The organism is Undibacterium sp. 5I2, assembly GCF_035019605.1.
Taxonomy (GTDB): domain Bacteria; phylum Pseudomonadota; class Gammaproteobacteria; order Burkholderiales; family Burkholderiaceae_D; genus Undibacterium.
The window spans coordinates 23,945-48,466 of the sequence record NZ_JASJVS010000027.1; the positions used below are offsets into that span (position 1 = coordinate 23,945).

General features: G+C 51.1%; 16 protein-coding genes. 12 read left to right on the top strand and 4 right to left on the bottom strand.

The window, feature by feature from the left end:
• The first annotated feature begins 21 nt into the window (after positions 1-21).
• The 10 genes from atpE (at position 22) to QN359_RS11225 (ending at position 10,672) form a co-directional block, all read left to right on the top strand.
• Positions 22-267 (top strand): F0F1 ATP synthase subunit C, encoded by a 246-nt coding sequence (atpE, locus tag QN359_RS11180; protein WP_322250254.1) that lies wholly within the window; start codon positions 22-24, stop codon positions 265-267.
• Between the two features lie 67 nt (positions 268-334).
• Positions 335-805 carry a F0F1 ATP synthase subunit B gene (locus QN359_RS11185; protein ID WP_322250253.1) on the top strand — a complete coding sequence of 157 codons (471 nt, stop codon included), beginning with the start codon at positions 335-337 and terminating at the stop codon, positions 803-805.
• 2 nt (positions 806-807) lie between these two features.
• Positions 808-1,341, top strand: a complete 534-nt coding sequence (locus QN359_RS11190; protein ID WP_322250252.1) for a F0F1 ATP synthase subunit delta — start codon at positions 808-810, stop codon at positions 1,339-1,341.
• A gap of 26 nt (positions 1,342-1,367) precedes the next feature.
• Positions 1,368-2,909: a F0F1 ATP synthase subunit alpha gene (gene atpA, locus QN359_RS11195; RefSeq protein ID WP_322250251.1), complete on the top strand. Its 1,542-nt coding sequence runs from the start codon at positions 1,368-1,370 to the stop codon at positions 2,907-2,909.
• Positions 2,910-2,936: 27 nt separating this feature from the next.
• A complete protein-coding gene (atpG, locus tag QN359_RS11200) occupies positions 2,937-3,806 on the top strand; it encodes a F0F1 ATP synthase subunit gamma (protein WP_322250250.1) in 870 nt (289 codons plus the stop codon).
• A 29-nt stretch (positions 3,807-3,835) separates the two neighbouring features.
• The gene (atpD, locus tag QN359_RS11205) at positions 3,836-5,239 is read left to right on the top strand and encodes a F0F1 ATP synthase subunit beta (protein ID WP_322250249.1); all 1,404 of its coding nucleotides are present in this window, start codon (positions 3,836-3,838) and stop codon (positions 5,237-5,239) included.
• A gap of 79 nt (positions 5,240-5,318) precedes the next feature.
• Entirely contained in the window at positions 5,319-5,741 is a 423-nt protein-coding gene (locus QN359_RS11210) for a F0F1 ATP synthase subunit epsilon (protein WP_322250248.1), read from the top strand.
• A 117-nt stretch (positions 5,742-5,858) separates the two neighbouring features.
• Positions 5,859-6,659, top strand: coding sequence for a PPK2 family polyphosphate kinase (locus tag QN359_RS11215; RefSeq protein ID WP_322250247.1), 801 nt, complete (start codon positions 5,859-5,861; stop codon positions 6,657-6,659).
• A gap of 421 nt (positions 6,660-7,080) precedes the next feature.
• Entirely contained in the window at positions 7,081-8,172 is a 1,092-nt protein-coding gene (gene hemE / locus QN359_RS11220; protein WP_322250246.1) for a uroporphyrinogen decarboxylase, read from the top strand.
• A gap of 457 nt (positions 8,173-8,629) precedes the next feature.
• Positions 8,630-10,672 (top strand): primosomal protein N', encoded by a 2,043-nt coding sequence (locus QN359_RS11225; protein ID WP_322250245.1) that lies wholly within the window; start codon positions 8,630-8,632, stop codon positions 10,670-10,672.
• 3 nt (positions 10,673-10,675) lie between these two features.
• On the opposite strand, the gene QN359_RS11230 is transcribed toward QN359_RS11225, so the two are convergent.
• The gene (locus QN359_RS11230) at positions 10,676-11,167 is read right to left on the bottom strand and encodes a DUF4405 domain-containing protein (RefSeq protein ID WP_322250244.1); all 492 of its coding nucleotides are present in this window, start codon (positions 11,165-11,167) and stop codon (positions 10,676-10,678) included.
• Between the two features lie 339 nt (positions 11,168-11,506).
• Here QN359_RS11230 and QN359_RS11235 point away from each other — a divergent pair, with 339 nt between their 5' ends.
• Entirely contained in the window at positions 11,507-18,163 is a 6,657-nt protein-coding gene (locus QN359_RS11235) for a DUF3320 domain-containing protein (RefSeq protein ID WP_322250243.1), read from the top strand.
• A 183-nt stretch (positions 18,164-18,346) separates the two neighbouring features.
• Here the strand turns inward: QN359_RS11235 and QN359_RS11240 are convergent, their stop codons facing one another.
• Positions 18,347-19,663 carry a type II toxin-antitoxin system HipA family toxin gene (locus QN359_RS11240; RefSeq protein WP_322250242.1) on the bottom strand — a complete coding sequence of 439 codons (1,317 nt, stop codon included), beginning with the start codon at positions 19,661-19,663 and terminating at the stop codon, positions 18,347-18,349.
• A 28-nt stretch (positions 19,664-19,691) separates the two neighbouring features.
• The gene (locus QN359_RS11245) at positions 19,692-20,027 is read right to left on the bottom strand and encodes a helix-turn-helix transcriptional regulator (protein ID WP_323493579.1); all 336 of its coding nucleotides are present in this window, start codon (positions 20,025-20,027) and stop codon (positions 19,692-19,694) included.
• Positions 20,028-20,397: 370 nt separating this feature from the next.
• Here QN359_RS11245 and QN359_RS11250 point away from each other — a divergent pair, with 370 nt between their 5' ends.
• Positions 20,398-21,471 (top strand): polymer-forming cytoskeletal protein, encoded by a 1,074-nt coding sequence (locus QN359_RS11250; RefSeq protein ID WP_323493184.1) that lies wholly within the window; start codon positions 20,398-20,400, stop codon positions 21,469-21,471.
• Here the strand turns inward: QN359_RS11250 and QN359_RS11255 are convergent.
• Complete coding sequence (locus QN359_RS11255) at positions 21,468-24,302, bottom strand: EAL domain-containing protein (RefSeq protein ID WP_323493183.1); 2,835 nt, start codon at positions 24,300-24,302, stop codon at positions 21,468-21,470. The two genes, QN359_RS11250 and QN359_RS11255, sit on opposite strands and share 4 nt — an antisense overlap.
• Positions 24,303-24,522 lie beyond the last annotated feature (220 nt).

The window sequence follows — 24,522 nt, forward strand, 5'->3', positions numbered from 1 at the left end:
TTTAACTTTTAAGGAAATGTCATGACTGATTTATCTTTTGTTGCTTTGGCTTGCGGTTTGATCATCGGTTTGGGCGCAATCGGCGCTTGTATCGGTATCGCTATCATGGGTGGCAAATACCTGGAAGCGTCTGCTCGTCAACCTGAATTGATGAACACATTGCAAACTAAAATGTTCCTGTTGGCTGGTTTGATCGATGCTGCGTTCCTGATCGGTGTTGGTATCGCTATGTTGTTTGCATTCGCTAACCCGTTTGTTGCCAAATAAGTCGTTTTTCCTTCTCCTGCCGGAAGCGTGCTGCTTCCGGCTTGAACCATTTAGATAAGGAATTACCGTGAACTTAAACTCAACATTGTTTGTTCAGTTCGGTGTTTTCTTCATCTTGGCATTGTTCACAATGAAATTTGTGTGGCCGCCACTGATGAACGCGCTCGATGAGCGCGCCAAGAAGATCGCCGACGGACTGGCAGCCGCCGACCGTGGCCGTGCAGAAATGCAAGCTGTCGAAAAGCGTGTACAAGCCGAATTGGCCGGTGCCCGTGATGAAGGTCAGAAACGTATCATCGACGCCGAAAAACGCGCCCAAATGATCATTGACGAAGCCAAAAATACGGCTTCGACAGAAGCGGCTCGTATTCTTGCTCAAGCTCAAGCTGATGCAGAGAATCAAGTAACCAAAGCACGTGAAACTTTGCGTGATCAAGTTGCTACTCTGGCAGTCAAAGGTGCAGAACAAATTCTCAAACGTGAAGTCAATGCATCCGCTCATGCCGATCTGTTGAATCAACTGAAAACCGAGCTGTAATTATGGCCGAACTCGCAACGATCGCTCGTCCTTACGCAGAAGCGCTGTTTCGTGTTGCCCAAACCGGTGACCTGTCCGCTTGGTCGGACTTGGTTGCCGAGCTGGCATACGTTGGTGCGCATCCCGATGTACAAGCTCTTGCACACAACCCGAAAATCTCGGCTGCTGTTAAAGCTGAGATCGTGCTGTCTGCGCTCAAATCTCCAGTCACCGCCGAAGCGAAGAATTTCATCGCCACGCTGGCTGATTATGAACGCCTGACTGTGTTGCCCGAAATCGCCTTTCAATTTCATGCTCTGAAAAACGCCTATGACGGCGCCGCAGATGCAGAAGTGACCAGCGCTTTTGACTTATCGGCAGCACAGCTGAGCGAACTGGCGGCAACGCTGGAACATAAATTTGGCCGCAAATTGCGCCCAACCGTGAAAGTCGATCCGACTTTGATCGGTGGTGTACGCATCGTGGTTGGTGATCAGGTGCTCGACACGTCGGTACGCGCCAAGCTGCAGAAAATGCACGTGGCCCTGACCGCGTAAGAACGACAACAATATTAGGAGTTAGTATGCAACTCAACCCATCTGAAATCAGTGAGTTGATCAAGAGCCGGATTCAAGGCCTTGGCGACACCGCTGAAATTCGTAATCAAGGTACGGTTATCTCCGTTACCGACGGTATCTGCCGCATTCACGGTCTGTCTGACGCGATGCAAGGTGAGATGCTGGAATTCCCAGGCAATACATTCGGTCTGGCATTGAATTTGGAACGTGATTCCGTCGGCGCCGTTATTCTCGGTGACTACGAACACATTTCCGAAGGCGATACCGTCAAATGTACTGGCCGTATTCTCGAAGTGCCAATCGGCCCTGAACTGCGCGGTCGCGTCGTCAATGCGCTCGGTCAGCCTATCGATGGCAAAGGCCCGATCAATGCCAAGTTGTCGGCACCGATCGAAAAAATCGCGCCGGGCGTCATCGCCCGTCAATCGGTTTCCGAACCACTGCAAACCGGTATCAAATCCATCGATGCGATGGTTCCGGTCGGCCGCGGTCAACGCGAACTGATCATTGGCGATCGTCAAACTGGTAAGACCGCTGTCGCGATCGATGCCGTGATCAGCCAAAAAGGCCAGAACGTAACATGTATCTATGTTGCTATCGGTCAAAAAGCTTCTTCAGTTAAAAACGTTGTGCGTTCGCTCGAAGCCCATGGCGCGATGGAATACACAATCGTCGTCGCAGCAACTGCTGCTGAATCGGCTGCGATGCAATATGTTTCGGCTTACTCCGGTTGCGCCATGGGCGAATACTTCCGTGACCGCGGCGAAGATGCACTGATCATCTATGATGATTTGTCTAAACAAGCTGTTGCTTACCGTCAAGTATCGCTCTTGCTGCGCCGTCCACCAGGCCGTGAAGCCTATCCTGGCGACGTGTTCTATTTGCACTCGCGTTTGCTCGAACGTGCAGCACGCGTCAATCCTGCGTATGTTGAGAAGTTCACCAACGGTGCCGTTAAAGGCAAAACCGGTTCGCTGACTGCTCTGCCTATCATCGAAACTCAAGCCGGTGACGTCTCCGCTTTCGTTCCGACCAATGTGATTTCGATCACTGATGGTCAGATCTTCTTGGAAACATCGTTGTTCAACGCCGGTATCCGTCCTGCGATCAATGCCGGTATCTCGGTATCGCGCGTCGGTGGTGCTGCTCAAACCAAGGTTATCAAGAATCTGTCCGGCGGTATTCGTACCGATTTGGCGCAGTATCGTGAATTGGCTGCGTTTGCGCAATTTGCCTCGGATCTCGATGAAGCAACGCGTAAGCAGCTCGACCGCGGTGCCCGTGTGACTGAATTGTTGAAACAAGCGCAATACGCGCCATTGTCCATCTCTTTGATGGCAGTGACTTTGTTCTCGGTGAACAAAGGCTTCCTCGATGATGTACCTGTCAAGCAAGTATTGGCTTTCGAAGCTGGCGTACACGACTTCATGAAAACCAGCCATGCGGCTTTGTTGCAAAAGATCGAAGAAACCAAGCAACTCGACAAAGATGGCGAAGCTGCCATGTCTGCCGCGATTGCTGATTTCAAAAAATCCGGCGCCTATTAATTTACTGTAGCTAGAAGGAGTCCACTCATGGCTGCAGGCAAAGAAATACGTGGCAAGATTAAAAGCGTAGAAAATACGAAGAAAATTACTAAGGCGATGGAAATGGTCGCCGCATCCAAAATGCGTAAAGCGCAAGAGCGGATGCGTGCGGCTCGTCCCTATAGTGAAAAAATTCGCAATATCGCTGCAAACTTGTCACAAGCCAATCCAGAGTACACGCATCCTTTTATGGTTCAACAAGATCAGGCCAAGAAAGTTGGCTTGATCGTTGTGACGACAGATAAAGGTTTGTGCGGTGGCTTGAACACCAACGTTTTACGTTTGGTCACCAACAAAATGCGTGAACTTGAAGGCAAGGGTTCAAAGGTAGAAGCAGTCGCCATAGGTAACAAGGGTTTGGGTTTTCTCAACCGCATCGGCGCTGCCGTGGTAGCGCATGCGGTACAGCTGGGCGACACGCCGCATCTCGATAAATTGATCGGGCCGGTGAAATTGTTGCTTGATGCTTATCAGGAAGGCAAACTCGACGCGGTTTATCTCAGTTACACGAAGTTTGTTAACACCATGAAGCAAGAACCGGTGATCGAGCAGTTACTGCCTCTGACATCGGATCGCCTGGCTACCGACAAGTCATCCCATACTTGGGATTACCTGTACGAGCCGGATGCCAATACGGTGATTGATGAATTGCTCATACGCTATGTCGAAGCATTGATTTTCCAAGCAGTAGCGGAAAACATGGCTTCTGAACAATCGGCACGTATGGTCGCGATGAAATCAGCGAGTGATAACGCAGGTAGCGTCATTGGTGAGTTGAAACTGGTTTATAACAAAACCCGTCAAGCCGCCATTACCAAAGAGCTCTCCGAGATCGTCGCCGGCGCGGCAGCGGTCTAAACTGAATATTAATTATTGAAGGAACGAACATGGCTAATGGCAAAATCGTTCAGTGTATCGGCGCAGTGGTGGACGTTGAGTTCCCACGTGACGCGATGCCTAAGATTTACGATGCCTTGAAAATGGAAGGCTCCGAGCTGACTTTGGAAGTCCAACAGCAATTGGGTGACGGCATCGTCCGTACGATTGCTCTCGGTACTTCCGATGGTTTGCGTCGTGGCATGATCATCAGCAACACAGGCAAACCTATCATGGTACCAACCGGCAAAGCAACGCTCGGTCGTATCATGGACGTACTCGGTAACCCTATCGATGAATGCGGTCCGGTCAGCCACGAGCAGACTGCTTCGATCCACCGTAAAGCTCCGGCTTACGATGAACTGTCGCCATCGCAAGAGTTGTTGGAAACTGGTATCAAGGTGATTGATCTGGTTTGCCCGTTCGCTAAAGGCGGTAAAGTCGGTTTGTTCGGTGGTGCTGGTGTTGGTAAAACTGTCAACATGATGGAACTGATCAATAACATCGCCAAAGCCCACAGCGGTTTGTCGGTGTTTGCCGGTGTTGGTGAACGTACTCGTGAAGGCAATGACTTCTATCACGAAATGGCTGATGCAAAAGTAGTTGATCTGGAAAATCCGGAAAACTCTAAAGTTGCCATGGTCTACGGTCAAATGAACGAACCGCCGGGTAACCGTCTGCGCGTTGCTCTGACTGGTTTGACGATCGCTGAAGGTTTCCGTGACGAAGGTAAAGACGTCTTGTTCTTCGTCGACAACATCTATCGCTACACACTGGCCGGTACCGAAGTGTCGGCCTTGTTGGGTCGTATGCCTTCCGCAGTTGGTTATCAACCGACCTTGGCGGAAGAAATGGGCCGTTTGCAAGAACGTATCACATCGACTAAAACCGGTTCGATCACCTCGATTCAAGCCGTGTATGTTCCTGCCGATGATTTGACCGATCCTTCGCCTGCTACCACCTTCGCCCATTTGGATTCGACCGTTGTTCTGAGTCGTGACATCGCTTCGCTTGGTATCTATCCTGCGGTTGATCCGCTCGATTCGACTTCGCGTCAGCTCGATCCTTTGGTTGTTGGTCAAGAGCATTACGAAACTGCCCGCGCTGTGCAAGGTACTTTGCAGCGTTATAAAGAATTGCGCGACATTATCGCGATTCTCGGCATGGACGAATTGGCACCGGAAGATAAGTTGCTGGTTGCTCGTGCACGTAAGATGCAGCGTTTCTTGTCTCAGCCATTCCACGTTGCTGAAGTATTTACCGGTTCACCAGGTAAATACGTTTCGCTCAAAGATACGATCAAGGGTTTCAAAATGATCGCTTCCGGCGAACTCGATCACCTGCCGGAACAAGCGTTCTACATGGTAGGTACTATCGATGAAGCAATCGAAAAAGCGAAAAAACTGGCTGCTTAATTCTTAAGCACCGACGCGGCGTCGTTCGTAAGCGGATGACGCCTGCTGGCTTTTTCAAGCGAAATAAAAAGGGTCCAACATGGCACACACTATTCACGTTGACGTGGTTTCTGCAGAAGAGTTGATCTTTTCCGGTGAAGCCGAATTCGTCGCGTTGCCGGGTGAGGCTGGTGAATTGGGTATCTATCCAAAACATACACCACTGATTACCCGTATCAAACCGGGTGCGGTGCGCATCAAGCTCGTCGGTAAGACTGAAGAAGAATTTGTCTTCGTCGCCGGTGGTTTGCTTGAAGTGCAGCCAGGTACAGTGACAGTTTTGGCTGATACCGCGATTCGCGGTCACGATCTGGATGAAGCCAAAGCGAACGAAGCCAAGAAATTGGCCGAGCAAGCGCTGGTCAATCACGAATCCAAAATCGACTATGCGCAAGCACAAATCGAATTGGCTACGGCGATCGCCCAACTGGCAGCAATACAGAAACTGCGTCAAAAGCGTTAAGTTTCAACGGCTGTTGCTTCCGCGTGGAGGATAAACGGCTTGGCAGTACAATGAAAAGGCAGCTCAGGCTGCCTTTTCGCTTTTTTCGATACCCAGGTTTTTTGAAAGGCCATCATCATGAGCCATGCCGAACAATATCGCGCTTTATCCGGATTGCAACTGCTAGATAGCGCGGCCGCCGCAACATCGAAGCTTGCCAAAGCCGAAGCCAAATTACAAGTGCAAGAGCTGGCGCGGCAGATTGCCGAGCTACAGAACCTGTTTGCGGCCCAGCACGGCCCGAAGTTGCTGATTGTGTTGCAAGGTATGGATACCTCCGGCAAAGATGGCACGGTCAAAGGTGTATTCGGTGAGATTCATCCGCTCGGCGCTCGTACCGTTGCCTTTAAGGCACCGAGTGCCAGCGAAAAAGATCATGATTTTCTTTGGCGCATACATCAAAACGTGCCGGCCAAAGGAGAAATCGTGATTTTTAACCGCAGCCACTACGAAGATGTGTTGATCAGCAAAGTACATGGCTGGATCGATGAGGCCGAATGCCAGCGGCGCTACGCCCATATCCGCGAGTTTGAACGCATGCTGAGTGAAACCGGGACGATCGTTCTGAAGTTCTTCCTGCATATCTCGAAAGCAGAGCAAAAGCTGCGCATAGAAGAACGTCTGCGCGATCCCGACAAGCAATGGAAGTTCGACCCGCAAGACATCGCTGAGCGTGCGCACTGGGATGCCTATCAACAAGCTTATACACAGGCGATCGTCAATACCGACAGCATCACCGCTCCTTGGTACGTGATTCCAGCCGATTCCAAGACTCAGCGCAACCTGGCGATTGCCAGCATTGTGCTCGACAAACTGGAAAGCTTGCAACTTAGCTATCCGGCGTTGAACCCGGCTTATACCAGCATACAGGTAGTGTGAACGGCTTTGTGACGCCGCACATACATCTGCAAAGCCAGCACTGACGCCATTTTCACCCGATATTTTCTGTAGGAAACAGCGCTTAAAAAAACCAGCCGACCTTACTTATGCACAAGCTGTCAAGAAAAATATTAGTCGAAAAAATTGATTAATTTCATGTGTGTGTCAAATTAATCAATTGATTCAATGACTTACAAGTGTTTATTGTTAACTGAAATGAATAATTCGAGGTAAACCTCAAAATCCGAAAATCTATCCACAAAGTTATCCACAGTTGTTCTGGGTAAATAAGCTTGCTTGCCGTGTGCTTGTGCAAGATCAGATGCTGATCGCAGCAGCTTCGGCGATAATGTCAGATATTCCGAAAATACCGATGCTTGAGCCGGCCATCGCAAACCACACTGTCTTACTGAAAGCCAACATGTCTGATCAATTTGCTCCACTGAAAAACGATACCTTCATCAAAGCGCTGTTACGTCAAGAAACGGATTACACCCCGTTATGGTTGATGCGGCAAGCCGGCCGTTATTTGCCCGAATACCGGGCCAGTCGTAAAACGGCGGGATCATTTCTGAGTTTGGCTAAAAATCCGGCATTTGCCACCGAAGTCACCTTGCAGCCGATAGACCGTTACGATCTTGATGCCGCGATTTTGTTTTCCGATATCCTCACCGTGCCCGATGCCATGGGCTTGGGCTTATACTTTGAGGAAGGCGAAGGGCCGAAGTTTGAGCGACCTTTGCAAAATGAGAAAGATGTATTGGCGCTCAAAGTGCCCGAGCCAGGCAGTTTGCAATATGTGTTTGATGCTGTAACGCAAATTCGTCACGCCCTCGATGGCCGGGTACCCCTGATAGGCTTCTCAGGCAGCCCGTGGACGCTGGCTTGCTACATGGTGGAGGGGCAGGGTTCGCGCGAGTTCCATAAGGTCAAGACCATGCTGTATCAGCGTCCAGATTTGATGCATCACATCTTGCGCACCAATGCCGATGCCGTGGCAGCCTACCTGAATGCACAGATCGATGCCGGTGCTCAAGCGGTCATGATTTTCGATAGCTGGGGCGGTGCCTTGGCCGATGCCGCTTACCAAGAGTTTTCCTTGGCCTACATGCGGGACATCATCAATGCTTTGCAAAAAGAAAAAAATGGTCAGCGCATTCCGGCAATCGTCTTCACCAAAGGCGGTGGCTTGTGGCTAGAACAGATCGCCGCTATTGGCGCGGATGCTGTTGGTTTGGACTGGACCGTCAATTTGGGCCAGGCGCGCGCCCGAGTGGGTCAAAAAGTTGCCTTGCAAGGCAATTTGGATCCGGCTATCCTGTTCGCTGATCCCGCACAAATTCGTGCCGAAGTCATCAAAACTTTAGATAGCTACGGCACACCGGCAGTCGGCGAAGGCCATGTATTTAATCTTGGCCATGGTATTTCGCAATTTACCTCACCGGATGCTGTGACTGCCTTGGTGCAAGCTGTGCATGAACACAGCCGGCTGTTGCGTCAGGCCGAGCGCTGATATCTGCTGAGCATAATGAGTGCAAGGGCTGGCCGTGGCGATGCTGGTGCGCCAAAGCTAGCCCGGCAGGCGCGCGCTGGGAAAGTCTCATGCTGCTAAGCAAAACGACGTGCCCATGCGCCTTTGCAGCCAGAATGAGGTGAAAAACCATGCTGTCGTATCACAATTTATTGCACTTGCTTAAACGTTCTGTGTTACTTATGCACAAAATCAGGGCATCGTGAAATAAGTTTAAAAATAAAAACGCAATTTTTTTAAGATTTTCTAAGCCTTTGATTTTAAACAGATAAATTATCTGCGTAGAGATTGAGCAAATCGCCTGAACCCGCATAGCCACTGGCAAAAACCGATGTCAATAGACCTTTCTCCACAAAGTTATCCACAGAAATTGTGGACAACTCGAAAACTGTTAATGAAATCAACAGTTAGCGGCATATTTGACGAAAAAAACTAAGTTGTGGCTACACTTTTTCTGCGTATCGCCCTCGATACCCCCCTTGACACGCTGTTCGATTACCGCTGGATAGCGCCGCTGGAAGTTGATAGCGAGCAAGAAAGTCCATTGCCGCAAGTCGGGCAACTGGCGCTGGTCCCATTTGGCAGCCAAAAAATGGTCGGGCTGATCGTCGCGCTGGCCACCAGCACGGCTGTGCCGGAAGATAAACTGCGCGATGTCTTGGCGGTGCGTAGCAGCCTCGCAGCGCTCGATGCCAACTGGATGGCTTTGGTGCAATTTGCTGCCGAGTATTATCAACGCCCGCTCGGCGAGGTCGCCTTGCCGGCTTTGCCCAAGAATATCAAAGCCGCCACCACGTTGGCGCTCGATAAGGGATTGAAGCGATTGGCGAAACGACCTTTGCAAAGCGATGCTGCTGCGCATGGTGCGGCCTCACTCAACGATGAGCAGCGCGCCGCCGTCAGCGCGATCACCGGCACGCCTGGTTTCTCCACACATCTGCTGTTTGGCGTTACCGGCAGCGGTAAAACCGAAGTGTATTTGCATGCGGCAGCGGCAATACTGGCCGCTTCTGAGCGCGCCCAAGTCTTGATTCTGGTTCCGGAAATCAACCTTACCCCACAATTCGAGGCCCATATTCGCGCCCGTTTTCCTGGCCTGCACTTGGCGACCTTGCACAGTGGCATGGCCGAAGGCGCGCGCTCGGATAACTGGCTCGCCGCCCACCTCGGGCGGGCGCGGATAGTCCTCGGTACCCGTCTGGCGATGTTGGCATCCTTACCCGACTTGAAATTGATCATCGTTGATGAAGAGCATGACCCTTCTTATAAGCAACAGGAAGGCTTACGCTATTCGGCACGCGATTTAGCGATTTGGCGTGGCCACCGGGCCGGCATTGCGGTGGTGCTCGGCTCGGCCACGCCTTCGCTGGAGAGTTGGCAGGCGGTGCAAAGTGGTCGTTATCGCTTATCGGAACTGTCGCAGCGCGCCGTTGCCGCGGCCGTGTTGCCTATCATCCGCATGGTGAACTTGGAGCGAGAAAAGCCGGTGCAAGGATTGACGCCACGTGTTACTGCGTCGATACGCTTACGTCTTGACAAGGGTGAGCAATCACTCCTGTTTTTAAATCGACGCGGTTATGCACCGGTGCTGGCCTGTGACGCTTGCGGCTGGCTGAGTAACTGCACGCGCTGTACCGCCAATTTGGTCTTACACAAAGGCGAGCATCGCCTGCGTTGCCATCACTGTGGACTCGAGCAAAGAATCCCGCGCGCCTGCCCAACTTGTGGCAATGTTGATTTACAGCCACTAGGTCGCGGCACCCAACGCTTGGAAGAAAGCCTGGCTGAAATTTTCCCAGAAGCACGGGTCTTGCGCATCGATGCCGATTCCACGCGGCTGAAAGGCAGTGCCGCCGCCGCCTTTAATTTAGTGCATGACGGTAGTATCGATATCTTGATCGGCACCCAGATGGTTGCTAAAGGGCATGATTTTAAACGGCTGACGCTGGTGGCGGCGCTCAATCCTGATGCCGCCTTGTTTTCCCAAGACTACCGCGCCGCCGAGCGCTTATTCGCGCAACTGATGCAAGTTTCCGGGCGCGCCGGGCGCACTGCCCAAAATACCGATGGCAATGCGGCCGAAGTCTTGGTGCAGACGCGTTATCCCGACCATCCGCTCTACCACGCCTTGATTGGCCACAATTACCGCAGCTTTGCCGCCGACATGTTGCAAGAGCGTAGGCAAGCGGAATTGCCACCGTTTATGTATCAAGCTTTATTGCGCGCCGAAGCCAGAGAATTAGCCTTGGCATTAGAGTTTTTGCAGCAAGCAGCGGTTTGTCTCGAGCATCCTGGCATTAGCATCCATGACCCGATTCCGATGACGATGATGCGGGTCGCCAATGTGGAGCGTGCGCAACTATTGATCGAGTCGGTCTCACGACCGGCTTTACAAGCCTTCGCCAAAGCCTGGATTATCGCCATGCGCGCGCTGAAAAGCCGCGTTAAATGGTCATTGGAAATAGATCCGGTCGATATTTGAAGCTTAGTCTGCCGCCAAACTGGCACGCCCGTGATTGATATGTATCCATAACAGCATAGGCAAGGCAGCTCCGGGCAACCAGTGCGCGTACGACCAGATTGAGCGGCTCAGTTCCCTGGCAAAGTAATCGAGGCCATAGCCGCTGACCGCCAAACACAGCAAGACAGCGATCATGCACAGCCCACTGCTGCGGTTACGGCCGGCACGGTAGGCCCGGCGCATATGGGCAAACAGCAAAGCGCCGAGCAGAAAGCTGGCCGGGATTTGCAAGGCCCCATGTACTTGCATGGACCAGTGTTCGAGCGGATGAATCAGCTCACCAAACTCGCCGACCCGACGTAATTTGAAATGCGCGATCACCCACGCCATGCCACTGCAGTATAAGGAGGCGATGAGGCCATACAGCGCGCGACGGTGCCAGCGTTCCAGCTTGAATTGCAAAAGCATGCCTGATGGCAAGGTATGGTGCTGCAGACGATGTGGTTTGGTGGGCATGAGAGGTTCGCAAGAGCAATGAGTAGAGATTATAGGAGCTTCCGCCTCACAGTAAGCTAAATTGGCTGCCGCTCAGGCTCCTAGCCGTAAATCGCGTACCCCAAATGAACTCAGTAGAGTATGTGGTGACTCTGATATGTTTCTGCATCTCTATTTTTGCATCGGAAAAAGCTTCTATTGTTATAAGTGCATTAGACATCGTCGCAATACTAGCTTTTGTGCAAAATTGCTGGAGGAGCATCATTCTCTTGGCCGTTTACAAAAAGTTTGATGTAAAGTGTTGAGAAGTTTATAACATCACTATTTTGATGTTATTGGTGGAAAATTGCGGAAGAAAACATGAGCGGCGATATAGGGTCTGAATCCGTGGCAAAGGTCGTTTTGCCAGGAGAAACAAAAAATACTGCCGAAGTTTTTATTGAGGCAACATTAATCAAAAAGTTGAATCTTGCCGATTATCAAAATGCGGTCCCGCTATTGCGTGAACTGCTCATTGTTAACGATACGCTCTTCCCGCTAAACGAGCTCACGCTCACAATAACTTCTGAACCCGCATTCATTAAAACGAAATCGTGGCGCTTGGATGCAATCAACGAAAGCCAGCAGTATCGTATTCCTAATTTAGACGTTGAACTTGAAGGCGTGTTATTAGTACGTTTGACCGAGGCCGAAATAGCACATGTCACCTTTACGTTGAATAAAACGGGTAGCGCTGAAATTATTTGTCAGCATCAGGTTGAGGTTGAACTGTTACCCCGTAACCAATGGGGTGGCATTTCACATTTACCAGATATGGTGGCTGCCTTTGTGCAACCAAATGAACCAGCCATTGAGCGCTTATTGAAGCAAACTGCCGAGGTGTTGCATCATAACGGGAAAAACCGCGCACTTAACGGATATAACGGTGGAGCCAAACGCGCTTGGGAGCTTGCGTCTGCTATCTGGACTGCTGTTGCTGGAATGGGTATAGATTACGCACTTCCACCAGCAAGTTTTGAGCACAAAGGTCAAAAAATTCGTGGGTCTGGCCAAATCGCCGAATCAGGCTTAGGCACCTGTCTTGATCTTTCACTTCTTTTTTGCTCTGCCCTAGAACAATGCGGTTTGAATCCTATTCTCGTTTTTACTCAAGGCCATGCGTTCGCCGGGGTATGGCTCAAGAATGAAGAATTTTCTACCGTAGTAGTGGATGACATTACCGCATTACGCAAACGCGTTAAATTAAAAGAGCTGGTACTGTTCGAGACTACGCTGCTTACTCACCGACCTTGTCCTACCTTTAGCCATGCGATTGAAGTAGGGACGCAGCAGATATCCGAAGAGGTGGAACAGTGCTTTGAACTGAGTGTTGACATTCGGCGAGCAAGACTTCAACGTATCAAACCACTGTCAAGTGCCGAATTGCCAAAAATATCAGAGGTCATCAACCCGTCTGAAAAAGATCAGTCAACGTTTGAGGAGGCACCGGACCTTCCTGACGATCCTGAAACTGATGGTGAGCGGGAGGACAAGGGGCAAGCTGAGAATCGGCTGATCAGATGGCAGCGTAAGCTTCTCGATCTGTCCATGCGTAACAATTTATTGAATTTCCACCCAGGTAAAAAAGCAATACGACTCGATGCTCCCGATCCTGGCTTACTCGAAGACCTGTTAGCGGAAGGCCATTCCTTAAAGCTGATGCCACGCCCAGCGTTGATGGATGGTAATGATCCACGGGACCAAGTTATTCACGAGGCAAGAACCAGAGAAGATGTACGCCGAGAGCACGCTCTGGATGCACTGAAACGTAAGGAAATTTTTGTCAGTATTGAAGACGCTGAACTTGAGTCGCGATTAGTAGAGCTTTACCGGACGTCACGAACAAATCTTCAGGAGGGTGGTTCAAATACGCTTTACTTAGCGTTAGGATTCTTGTCATGGACACGCGAAAACAAGGATGACAAAACTCTTCGTGCTCCGCTGATTCTTGTTCCCGTTACTTTGAATCGTAAAAGTGTTCGGTCCGGATTTACGTTAACACTTCACGATGATGAGCCTTGTTTTAATCCGACCTTGATAGAAATGCTAAGGCAAGATTATGAACTTAGTCTGAGCATCGGCGAAGGTGAGTTACCCAAGGATAAAAGCGGTCTTGATGTATCCAAAATTTGGAACACGGTTTCGGCTGCGATTAAGAACATCAAAGGATGGGAAGTCGTTGAAGATGTGGTGTTGTCGACGTTTTCATTTGCCAAATATTTGATGTGGAAAGATTTGACTGAGCGAACAGAACAGCTAAAACAAAATGCGGTAGTCCGTCATTTGATTGATACGCCGCGAGAGTCTTATCCACGCGGAGTGCCGTTTCCAAATCCTCGATATTTGGATAGAGAGTATCCGCCGCAACAAACGTTTTGTCCCCTACCCGCTGATTCCTCCCAGTTGTCGGCAGTCATGGCAGCTAGTCGCGGAAAAGATTTTGTGTTGATTGGACCACCAGGTACAGGGAAAAGCCAGACTATTGCGAATCTCATCGCTCAATGCTTGGCTGAAAATAAACGGGTTCTTTTCGTTTCGGAAAAAATAGCGGCACTGGATGTGGTCTACCGGCGCTTGCGTGATGTCGGTCTTGGCGATTTTTGTCTCGAGATGCATTCAAGCAAAGCAAAAAAATTGGATGTCTTAAACCAACTCAAAAAGTCGTGGGATGCGAAAGGTAACAGCAACGCGGATGTTTGGAAGGAAGAGGCGTCACGACTTCAGTTGTTGCGCGAATGTCTTAATGCCTATGTCGAGCGCCTTCATCATCGTCATCGCAATGGCCTAAGTCCTTACGATGCAATGGGGCGTATTGGGGCTGGACGCGATGTTGCCGTGCTTGGCATGTCTTGGCCATCTGCTGATGCGCACGACGTCGCTTCCTTAAACGAACTGCTCGAACTAGCCGAGCGACTTGATGTGAATGCCAAGGAAATTGGCAGCAATTTACTTATGCAACATCCGCTAGGGCAAATAGCCCATAGTGACTGGTCGCCCAATTGGCAACAAACCTTGATCGATGTGGCCCGAAAAACGATTCCTAAAGCGGACGCCTTGCAAAGTTCTGCGGATGCTTTCTGCACGACTATTGGGTTTTCTTCTTTGGGTCTGACAAAAAATGCCAGACATGCTCTTGCTGTTTTGTCGACACTTTTTTCTGCAGCAGCAGGCCGCGATTGGCGCTTCGCTCTTCATTCCGATGCGCGTCGTCTGGTAAGTTCGATGCAAGTAGCATTAAAGCTAGTCGCTAGCCATAGGAGCATCACCGACAATTTGTCAGCACCTTGGTCTACACAAACGATCGCCGGTGTGAATAAAGGTTTGCAACTGCTTGAAAAAACAAGCATCTTGAAATCGCAACTTTCAACAACTTGGTCTAAATCCGTTGTAGATAACCTCACAGCGGGTATTTGCTTATTAGCAAGTTATAGTGAAACCAAGCTCAAGCTTTCTGTCTCCTACCGAGACGACGCGACCGAGCTGGACGCCGATCAATTACAACGTGATTGGGCGGCGGCGGAAGCTTCATTTTGGCCAACAAGTTGGTTACGCAAACGGGCAATACAGCAGACAATGCTTGCATACGTCAGCAAAGGTCAAAAACCGCAATTTACTTCTGATATCAAATGCTTGATTGAGTTACAGTCTTTAAGGGTAAAACTAGCTAAGTTTGATAGCCTGAGTTTATCGACCGATCAAATTTGGAGTGGCTTAAAAACGCAACAAGACGATTTAAAGGCTGCACTCGCATTTCAGACCGTACTAGATTGTGCACACAAGAACGTAACCTGGGAAGACCAGGGTTTCGATTCCATCGACGAGGGGCGATGTGGCGGTACGATGAGAACCGATTTAATGCGCGCACGTGACCTTGTACACATTAACAATGAATTCACCCCTCTCGCCGCATTGACCTCGCTTAGTCAAAGCATGTGGTTAGGTCATGAAACTCATATTGACACTTGCAACACTGGACTTAGGTTCCAAGAGGCTTTGATCCAAGCAAAAGCTGGTCGCACGTGGTTGAAAACTAATCTCAACGCTGTCGCAGACGGTAGCTGTGGCTCCGAGATGTTGCTTGATCTGAATAACATGAATGCGCTCTTGGATATTGAGTATGAGCTCGCTTCATATGATGAACTTCGGGCAGCGACTCATGGTGTATGGAACGGTCTGAAGAGTCAGCCAGAGGAGATTGACAGTGCAACGAAATTCCATGCCTCATTAGCTTCAGTCTTATCTGACCTGGCAAGCACGCCGGACGAGCTTGTTACCATCAAGGCTGCATTGAACCGCTTACTTGGCGATGGTAACGACCTCTTAGCGCCTGCTGGACCAGTTTCCCTAGCCGGTGGTAACTACGTTGCGGCCCATCAATCGTTACTACAGTCGACGGATAGCTTAGGGCAATTGAGCGGGATTTCTCAAGAAACTCCTTCGAGTTTTCAGCTACTTACGCCGGCACGCTTAGTTATGGCGTGCCAAGATATGATCGCGGCAGAACCACGTTTGCGAGCGTGGTGTGCATGGCGCAAAGTCCGTGACGAGGCTTCGTTAGTTGGCATGGGTGTGATAGCCGAGGCAATTGAGAATGGGGGCGTACTGCCTGGCCTTGTCCGGGAAGCTTTTGAAACCAACTATTGCCGCTGGTGGCTGAACGCAGTCGTGGACGATGACAATGTGCTACGTAATTTTGTCTCTGTTGAGCACGAAAAGCGAATCAAGAATTTTCAAGAACTGGACGATCGGTTCACTGAACTGACACAAGCGTGGGTACGCGCTCGACTATGCGCTGAATTACCTGATCAAGAAGCGGTAGAAAGAAATTCTGAATGGGGCGTTCTTCGTCACGAAATGCAAAAGAAAGCACGTCATTTGCCATTGCGTGAGCTGGTTGGACGCGTTTCTTCCGCGATGGCTCAACTCACCCCGTGCATGCTAATGAGCCCTTTATCGATCGCGCAGTATCTTTCTGCAGATTCAGCGCTTTTTGACTTGGTCGTCTTTGATGAAGCATCACAAATTACAGTGTGGGATGCGATCGGTGCAATAGCGCGCGGCAAGCAAACCGTTATGGTTGGCGATCCTAAGCAGCTTCCGCCAACTAACTTCTTTGACCGTGCGGAGTCTGATTTGGACGACGAAGACGTTGAAGGTGATTTAGAAAGTATTCTTGATGAATGTCTTGGTGCCAATTTACCGACAATTGACCTGTCTTGGCATTACAGAAGTCGGAGTGAAAGCTTAATCGCGTTTTCTAATCACCGCTATTACGGAGGGAGTTTAGTAACTTTCCCGTCGCCGGTAACCGATGATCGTGCCGTCAATTTTCACTACATTCCTAATGGGATTTATGAAAAAGGCGGGGCGCGTATCAATAAGCCTGAAGCCAAGGCGCTCGTAAAAGATATTACAGCTCGACTCAAACAACCTGGCTTTCGCGAGTCTGGTTTAACGATTGGAGTAGTAACCTTTAATACCGAACAACAACGCTTAATTGAAGATCTTTTGGATGATGAACGTCGCAAAGATCCTTCGATCGAACCCTATTTTTCTGAAACTGCGCTTGAGCCAGTATTTGTTAAAAATCTGGAAAGTGTTCAAGGTGACGAACGTGACATCATGTACTTTTCTATCACTTACGGCCCAACGCTGAGTGGAACAGTGTCAATGAACTTCGGACCAATGAACAAGCAAGGAGGGGAGCGAAGGCTGAACGTTGCCATCACTAGAGCGAGGCATGAACTACGTGTGTTCTCTAGCTTAAGGCCCGAACAAATGGACTTGTCACGTACACAGGCTGAAGGGGTGCGAGATCTGAAGCATTTCTTGCTGTTTGCTGAGCGTGGACCGAAAGCACTGGCAGAAGCCAATTCTGGCAGCGTTGGTGGGTATGAAAGCCCGTTCGAAAAATCCGTCGCCTTGGCGCTGGCGGCGAGAGGGTGGCGGGTCGAACCACAAATAGGCGTGTCGGCGTTCCGTATAGATTTAGGCATTGTCGATCCAGATGCCCCGGGATCGTACTTGGCCGGCATTGAATGTGACGGTGCGACCTATCATCGGTCTGCGACAGCGAAAGATCGTGACAAATTACGCGAGCAAGTGTTGCGTGGATTAGGTTGGGAGATTGTTCGGATTTGGTCGACAGACTGGTGGATAGACCCTGTCGTAACACTGGAAAAAGTCAATATTCGCCTGGAACATTTACTTACTGTATGCAGAGCACGCCGTTTAACAGAAGCAGATCGTGTTGAAAAACTGAACCTTGCTGCTGCGATCGTTGCTGAAAATTCGTTAGCTGCGACCTTGGAATTGAGTACTGATTTTTCTCATCTGGAAACGAAAACATCTGAGTTCAATACGGCTACAGCAGTGAGCGATGAGATACTTGCCGTACCCGCGATAAATGTAGCTGCTGTGCAGCCACCTGCGGCGGCGCGAGTGCTCTTTATTGAGGCAGATATTCGTGTTGAAGGGACCGCGGTGACGGCAGAAGTTTTTTTTGAAAAGAATTATGAGGTCACGCTTATTCAGATGATCAAAGACGTTGTTGCGGTGGAAGGTCCGATTAAAGATGAAGTCCTATCTCGTCGGATCGCCCGCGCACACGGCTGGCAACGAACCGGGGCACGTATTCATGAGCGTGTGACGAGTTTAGCTGCGCACCATCTTCACAGTACCCAGGAAGAGACAGACGTCTTTTTTTGGCACTCAACAGAACAGAAAAACACTATTGTGTTCCGTCGGCCAGATATGGATGTGACACGATCCGTTGATGAAATCGCGCTACCAGAGCTGGTTGCCCTGGCTCATGAATTGTCTTCCAGTGAGATGACCGGCGAAGATACCGTTCTCGCGATGGCACGCGAGATAGGCTTGTCAAAATTAAGAGCAACTTCACGGTTAAGGTTGGAGGTTGCTTGTCTTGAGGCGCAGCAGAGTCGTGGCATGTCAACTGCGTTAATCGATACCTTGTAAGCGCGATAGAACATGGCGTGTTTTGGCAATCGCGCCGGTTGGTTGATACATACGCTGACCAGCGATAAGTGCAAAGAACTTTTGCAGTAAAAATGTATTGCAGAGAGTCTCAAAGCAAAGAATGAGATGGTGTGGTTAACATCAGAGATGGCAAGCGAAATGCACTCAGAACGGACCTGCGTGTTACGCCAACAACTCAACAGCCTCATCCATTCCGGCGTGTTCGAAAGCGGGCGCAAAGTCCTTGAGTTCAGCTTGGGAGAGCCCGACGTCTGCCGTCAAGGCCACGTCACGCCACTGTTTAACGGCATCGACTACCTCAGCCAGCACGGCAGTGGCTGCGTGCGGCTTAAGCTGAAACCGTGCTGCCTGGCCCAATAGTTGCGCTAGCGAGGTAATTGGACCAGTGTCTTCGCTTAACCAAGTCTTCGACTCCCTGTCCTTTTCAGGAAACGGATTGAGATCAAAGGAGGGGGACAACTGCCATTGATTTTTGTCCACATACAAGAAACCAATATTTTGCAGATGGTCATCGACATTTGTAATCAGAAAATTGAAGACCAGCCGACGCCAGAGCTGTTGGGCTGAGGCAGTGAAATCGATGCATTTCGAACGCATCGCGTCTACGACTTCCGTGTAAGCGTGTTCTTCATTTCGGCTCGACTGCAGCAGCGCAGCCCCGGACATATAGGGGATGCGAGCTTGCTTCGATGTTCTGTCGAAACGACGAATGATCGCTACCGGAGCACCCTGAACCATCACAATACGTGCGTCTGCCGTGTCAATCCCCGCCAGCTTGGCCAAGCGCAGGGCAAGAACCTCTCCACGCGTGACACTGCGCGTGTCATTGACGCTAGGAAACTTCCCCAAAGCCAGTGTTCCGTCTTCATCAAGTACGCTGCATTTGGGGCGCATACCGCCTAACGAGGTACCTTTCCCCTGAAGATATGTGAGATCTTCAGCGGTCTCCTTGCTTAGTTCAACGGCTTGCGAGGCCGCCATCATTTTTTCGAGCTCCAGCAATGGCGGGGTAGCTCGCTTACCGTCCTCTACGTTGCGCAGCTTGGTCTGTGCCGCGGCGCGCAAGCGCAGTGCTCCGATACGGCTGAAATCATCTACGGCACAAAGATAGTCCACCGCCGTCAGCGCGGTGAGCGAAGGATTGAGTTTTCTTTTTTTGGCGTGAGCCCGCGCGATGAGGCGACGACCCCAGCTGTCCGGCTCCGTATCTGCCAGCGTAAGAAAAAAGCAGGAGTCGTCTTTGCTCGGGGCTCTGCGCAATTGGTAGCCTGGAACCCGGGATAAATCAGGGGAGACGTCAAATGCGACAGGGTTGTCCAGCCATTCTTCTTGGTAGGCGAACTGAGAGAACTCACGCTGGCCGTCTTTGACGTAAATGAGTTTACCAACAGGTAGGCCAGCTTGCCCCAAGCAAACGTCCAACTCAACTTTAGAGGCCGAGCCCGCATTGGCTCGTTTGTCAGTGCTCTTGGTAGCCATGGATAGTTTCAGTTTTATCTCAAATCACTCAAAACGCACCCGGCTCACGACGCCGGCGAGGGGTACGAATCCGTTGCGGGAGATTTTCGTCCATCAAGCTTAGTCCTACCGAATCCTGAGCTGTATCCATGAGCTGCTCGAACTTGTCGAGTTCACCAAATACCTGAAGCGCCCGGACAAAGTGTTGAAGGGCTGTGCCTGGCTGGCCATCTTCCATTCGCCGAACCGTATTGACCGAGGTGCCTATACGTTCAGCCAAGGCTTCCTGGGACAGCTGCCTGCGTCGGCGCGCCAAGCCTATGTTATAACCGACCCTACGCAAGGCTCGTTCAACAGGAAGTGGAACAGGACTACTTTTCATCATTTACCGACCCAATCAGAGCGCCTAAAGTCGTTTCACTTGCGCAGATAGCTGAGTATTTAGCGGCAACAATTTTCTGTCAAGTCTTACTTAATTTATCATCCATATTTGGATGATTAAATAATATAAGAAAGCATATTTGGTCTTTTATATTATTATTTTGACTTAATTTTCGAAATGCCAGTGCTGCCGGTAAAGCATGCGGTGCGTAGTCGCTTGGCAAATCGCTTAAAAGCTTACCCTCAGAGCACTGTCGCTTACTTGGTAAGTGCAATTTTGATCATGAGCGTGACGATTTATGCGCAAAACCGCAGCAGTGGCCCGAAGTCTGGGATAATCGCGCCATTCTCTCGTTCACCTTACCAGGCTTATCATGATCAAGCGCAAACCAGCACCGCCCGTTCTTTCTGCACCTGAACCATTTCAGGCCAAGACATTGAAGCGCAAACAATTTGCCAGCAACGGTGATGTGCATATCCAAGGTGATGTGACGATCACCACGCAGTTGACAGTAGGCGGCGATTTGTTGATAGACGGTGATTTGATCGCCGAAGAAGTGTATTGCCTGGGTAAATTGACCGTCACCGGCAATATCCAAGTGCAATCGCTGTACGTTGGCCACACGCTCGATGTCGGTGGCAATATCGACGTGGAATTCATGCTCAAGACCGGTTGCAGTGCCGAGTGGATGGCGCGCATGTTGGAACTCGACCAACGCAGAGCGGCGAAAGATGGCAGTCACTTCATGGATTTGCTGGCGCATCCGGCCATTCTGGCACGCCACGCTCACCACGATGTCTTCGGTGGCTTTGGCGATATCCAAGGACTCGGCTATTTATCGTGTACCGACCTCGATTGCCACGGCAATCTGCAACTCGATGATGATTTGGAAGCCGGCGAAGTACAGTTTATCGGCGGCCATTTGTCCGCCAGCGCGATTCATATCGAGGGCGACTGCAATTGCCAAGGTGAAGTATTCAGCGAATCTGACATCGCCGTGGCCGGCAGCTTGTTTGCCGGTGAAGTGATTTGCCAAGGAAATTTGTCCGCTGGCAGCATCGGTAGCCAAGGTGATATCAGCAGTTGGGGCACGCTGCGCGGCAAGGGCGAAATCAGCAGCTTGTATGGTGAAATCCATGTTGGCCGTTGGATTGCTACGGCTGGCAACTTGTATGCCGGAAAATTCATCAAGGCCGGTGAATCGGTGGTGGCAGAAAAAGGTATGGTCTGCGGTAAAGATTACGGTATTTTTGCCGGCTTTGCCGTGGCACGTTCGGAATGGGCGACTGGTGGCATGATTTCGGCCGATAGCAAACCACGTCTGATCTTGTCAGGCGAATTCGTGGCCGATAAAAAGCTGCGTCACATCGATGCCTTGGAAAAAAAGCGCAGTAAAGAACTCGACTGGGAAATCGCCCGTCGCGTTAAGCGCGAAGTGCAGGCTTAAGCCAGCGCAGCGGCTGCAACGGCGACCTCGGCTTGCCACTGGGCTGGAACGACGTAGTGTGCGGCCCACTGTTGGACGTCTGCGGCCGGCATCGGTCGCGCGATGCCAAAGCCTTGGGCTTGGTCGCAGCCTAGTTGCATCAGCGCCGCACCATGGGCGCTGGTTTCCACACCTTCTGCAATCACCTCGCGCTTGAAGGCTTGCGCCAACCCGACGATGGCCCCGATCAGGGCCAGATCATCGCGGTCTTCAAGCATATTGCGGACAAAACTCTGGTCGATTTTGAGTGTATTGGCCGGCAATCGCTTCAAATAGGATAGCGACGAGTAACCGGTGCCGAAATCGTCGAGTGCGAAGCGTACGCCAAGTTGCTGACAGCTGATCATGACTTCGCGCACGTATTCAATATCGTCAATCGCGGCGGATTCGAGAATTTCAATTTCCAAGTACTGCGGCGCAATGTCGGGAAATTCTGCCAAGATGCTGCGCAAGCTGCTGAGAAAATCACCGGATTGGAAGTGGCGGGCGGCGATGTTGACACTGATGACCCAGGTGTGACCGGCGGCCAGCCAGTCGCTGAGTTGCCGTAAAGCTGAGCGCAGTACCCATATGCCGATATCGATGATGAGCTCAGTTTGTTCTACCAGCGGCAAAAACTCGAGCGGACCGATTAAGCCGCGCTCTGGATGATCCCAGCGCAGCAAGGCTTCCATGCCGATAACACAGGCTTGCCGCATATCTACTTTGGGCTGGAAATACAAGACCAATTCGCCGTCGCGCAGGGCGCTGCGAATGCGTGCCAGTTGATCGTGGCGCGTGCGCACCTCTTGATCTTGGCGCGCATCGAATAAATGGTACTTGTTGCGACCGCTGATCTTGGCTTGGTACAAGGCTTGGTCGGCGTAGCGTAACAAGGCATCGGGGCTCAGTTCATCGTGCGGATACACGGCCACACCTATGCTGGCCGTCAGATGGGCTTGGCGTTGCCCGATCAAGTAGGGCTGCGCCAGATCGCGTAGCAGCGCGGATAAATTGCTATCGATGGTGGCGGTATCGTGCTGGTTTTTCAGTAACACGACGAATTCATCACCACCAAGGCGGGCCAGCGGGTTGCTGTGGCCCAGACTGTGCTGCAAACGCAGGGCCACGGCTTGCAAGAGTTGGTCGGCGAATTCGTGGCCATATTGTTCATTGATGACTTGGAAGTGATCGAGATCGAGCAGGCAAACCGCCAGTGTATGCTGGCGCTCCTGCGCTTCGGTGATGGCCTTGGTCAATTCATCGTGCAGGGTGCTGCGATTAGATAGCCCGGTGAGCACATCGTGCCCGGCTTGCCAAGAAATTTGCCGCTGCAAATGGCGGGTTTCGCTCAAATCACGAAAAATCAGCACGCAACCGCTGCTCTCGCCCGCGCTTTGGCGAATCGGTGCCGCCGTGTAATCGATATCGAGCGTGTTGCCAGAGCGAGATTGCAGGGCCAGATTGCGCGCGTCGAGATTGGCGGTTTGCCTGCCGATGTGCAGCAAAAACAGTGCCAGTTGGGCACCATGCAGTGGCTCGCTCAGTTCAAACACGCTGGCCAAGGGCAAACCGCAGGCCTCGGCCTGCGACCAGCCGGTCAGTTGTTGCGCGACGCGATTGAGGGTAAGAATGTGGCCGTGCTGGTCGGTACTGATGACGGCGTCGCCGATCGAATCGAGCGTGGTATCGAGCCGGTCTTTTTCGGCCGCCAGATCGGCTTCGATTTTCTTACGCTCGCTGATATCAACCAGTGCGCCGATATGGCCGGCCGCTTGTCCATCGACATTGGTATAGGCGGCTTGATAAAACAGTACGGCGAGGTCTTGGCTTGGACCGGGCAGGCTGAGTTCGGCCACCACGTGGGGTGCTGCCAGTGGCATCAGTGCCAAGGCGACCTCGCGCATCGGGCGGCCGACTACTTGTTGGGTACTCAAACCGAACATCCGCACCCAGGCCGGATTGACACCACGACATATACCGTGATGGTCTTGGAAAAAAATCGGAATCGGTAAGACCGCCAGTAGTTCCCAGGTAAAGTGTAATTGTTCGCTTTGTTTATGCTGACTTTCTCGCAGCGTAGCGAGCAGGCGTTCGATTTCGGTCGCCATGTGATTGAAGGTAGTCGCCAGCGCCCGTCCTTCCGAGGTGCCGCCGACGTGCAGGCGCACACTGTGTTCACCATGCTGGAAACGCAGATTGGCGCTGGCCAGTTGTGCCAGGGTTTTGGCATTGCTACGCAAGATCAGTATCAACAACAGGTAGATAAACAAGACCATCCAGGCAGAAACGAGTACCTGTGTCTTCACTCGATACCAAATCTGCTCGAGCCGTGTGGTGGCGGAACTGCTCAGCGATAAACTGACCAGGCTGCCATCGGCTTGTGCGCTGGATTTTTTCAGTGTGACGACTTGGAAGGCCAGAAAGTCGAGAAACCAAGCCGGCACCTTGCTGACCACGGCTGCTTGTTGACGCGTGAAACTGCTGCCACAGGCGTGCCAAGTCAGGCTGCCGAGTTCGCTTGCCGCCGCCAATTCTTGCGTGAGCAAGCGTGCAATCGCTGCAGCGTCGCAATCGAGTGCCAGCAGTTGTGGTGTCAGTCTGTGTTCCGCTTGCCGCAGTTCGATGCCGGCCCGTTGTAGTGCATCATTGCGCTCTGCATCGATCAGCATGTGATAGCGCACGCTGCCCGAGACGATGATCATCAACAGTAGCGGCAGAAACAAACGGCTGTAGACACCTTGTTGCAACCAGAGAAACAGTAATTTTCGGATGATGCGCAAGATGTAATCGAAGAAAGATAAGAAAAGCAAAAGAACGCGGTAATTTTGCCAGAGTTTGCCTTAAATCAAAGGGACTGTGCGACTTAAAGTGTAACAGAAATTGCATAAAAGCAACATTTATGTTTCTCACGATGCTAGTTTTCCAACTCCGATTTTAGCGAAATCTGAGCCAGGCGAGCGCAATTGAACCCGCCAGCCGCTTGCATGCCCTACAATACGCTCATTGAGCGTCTGCACTATCTTTGCCTAT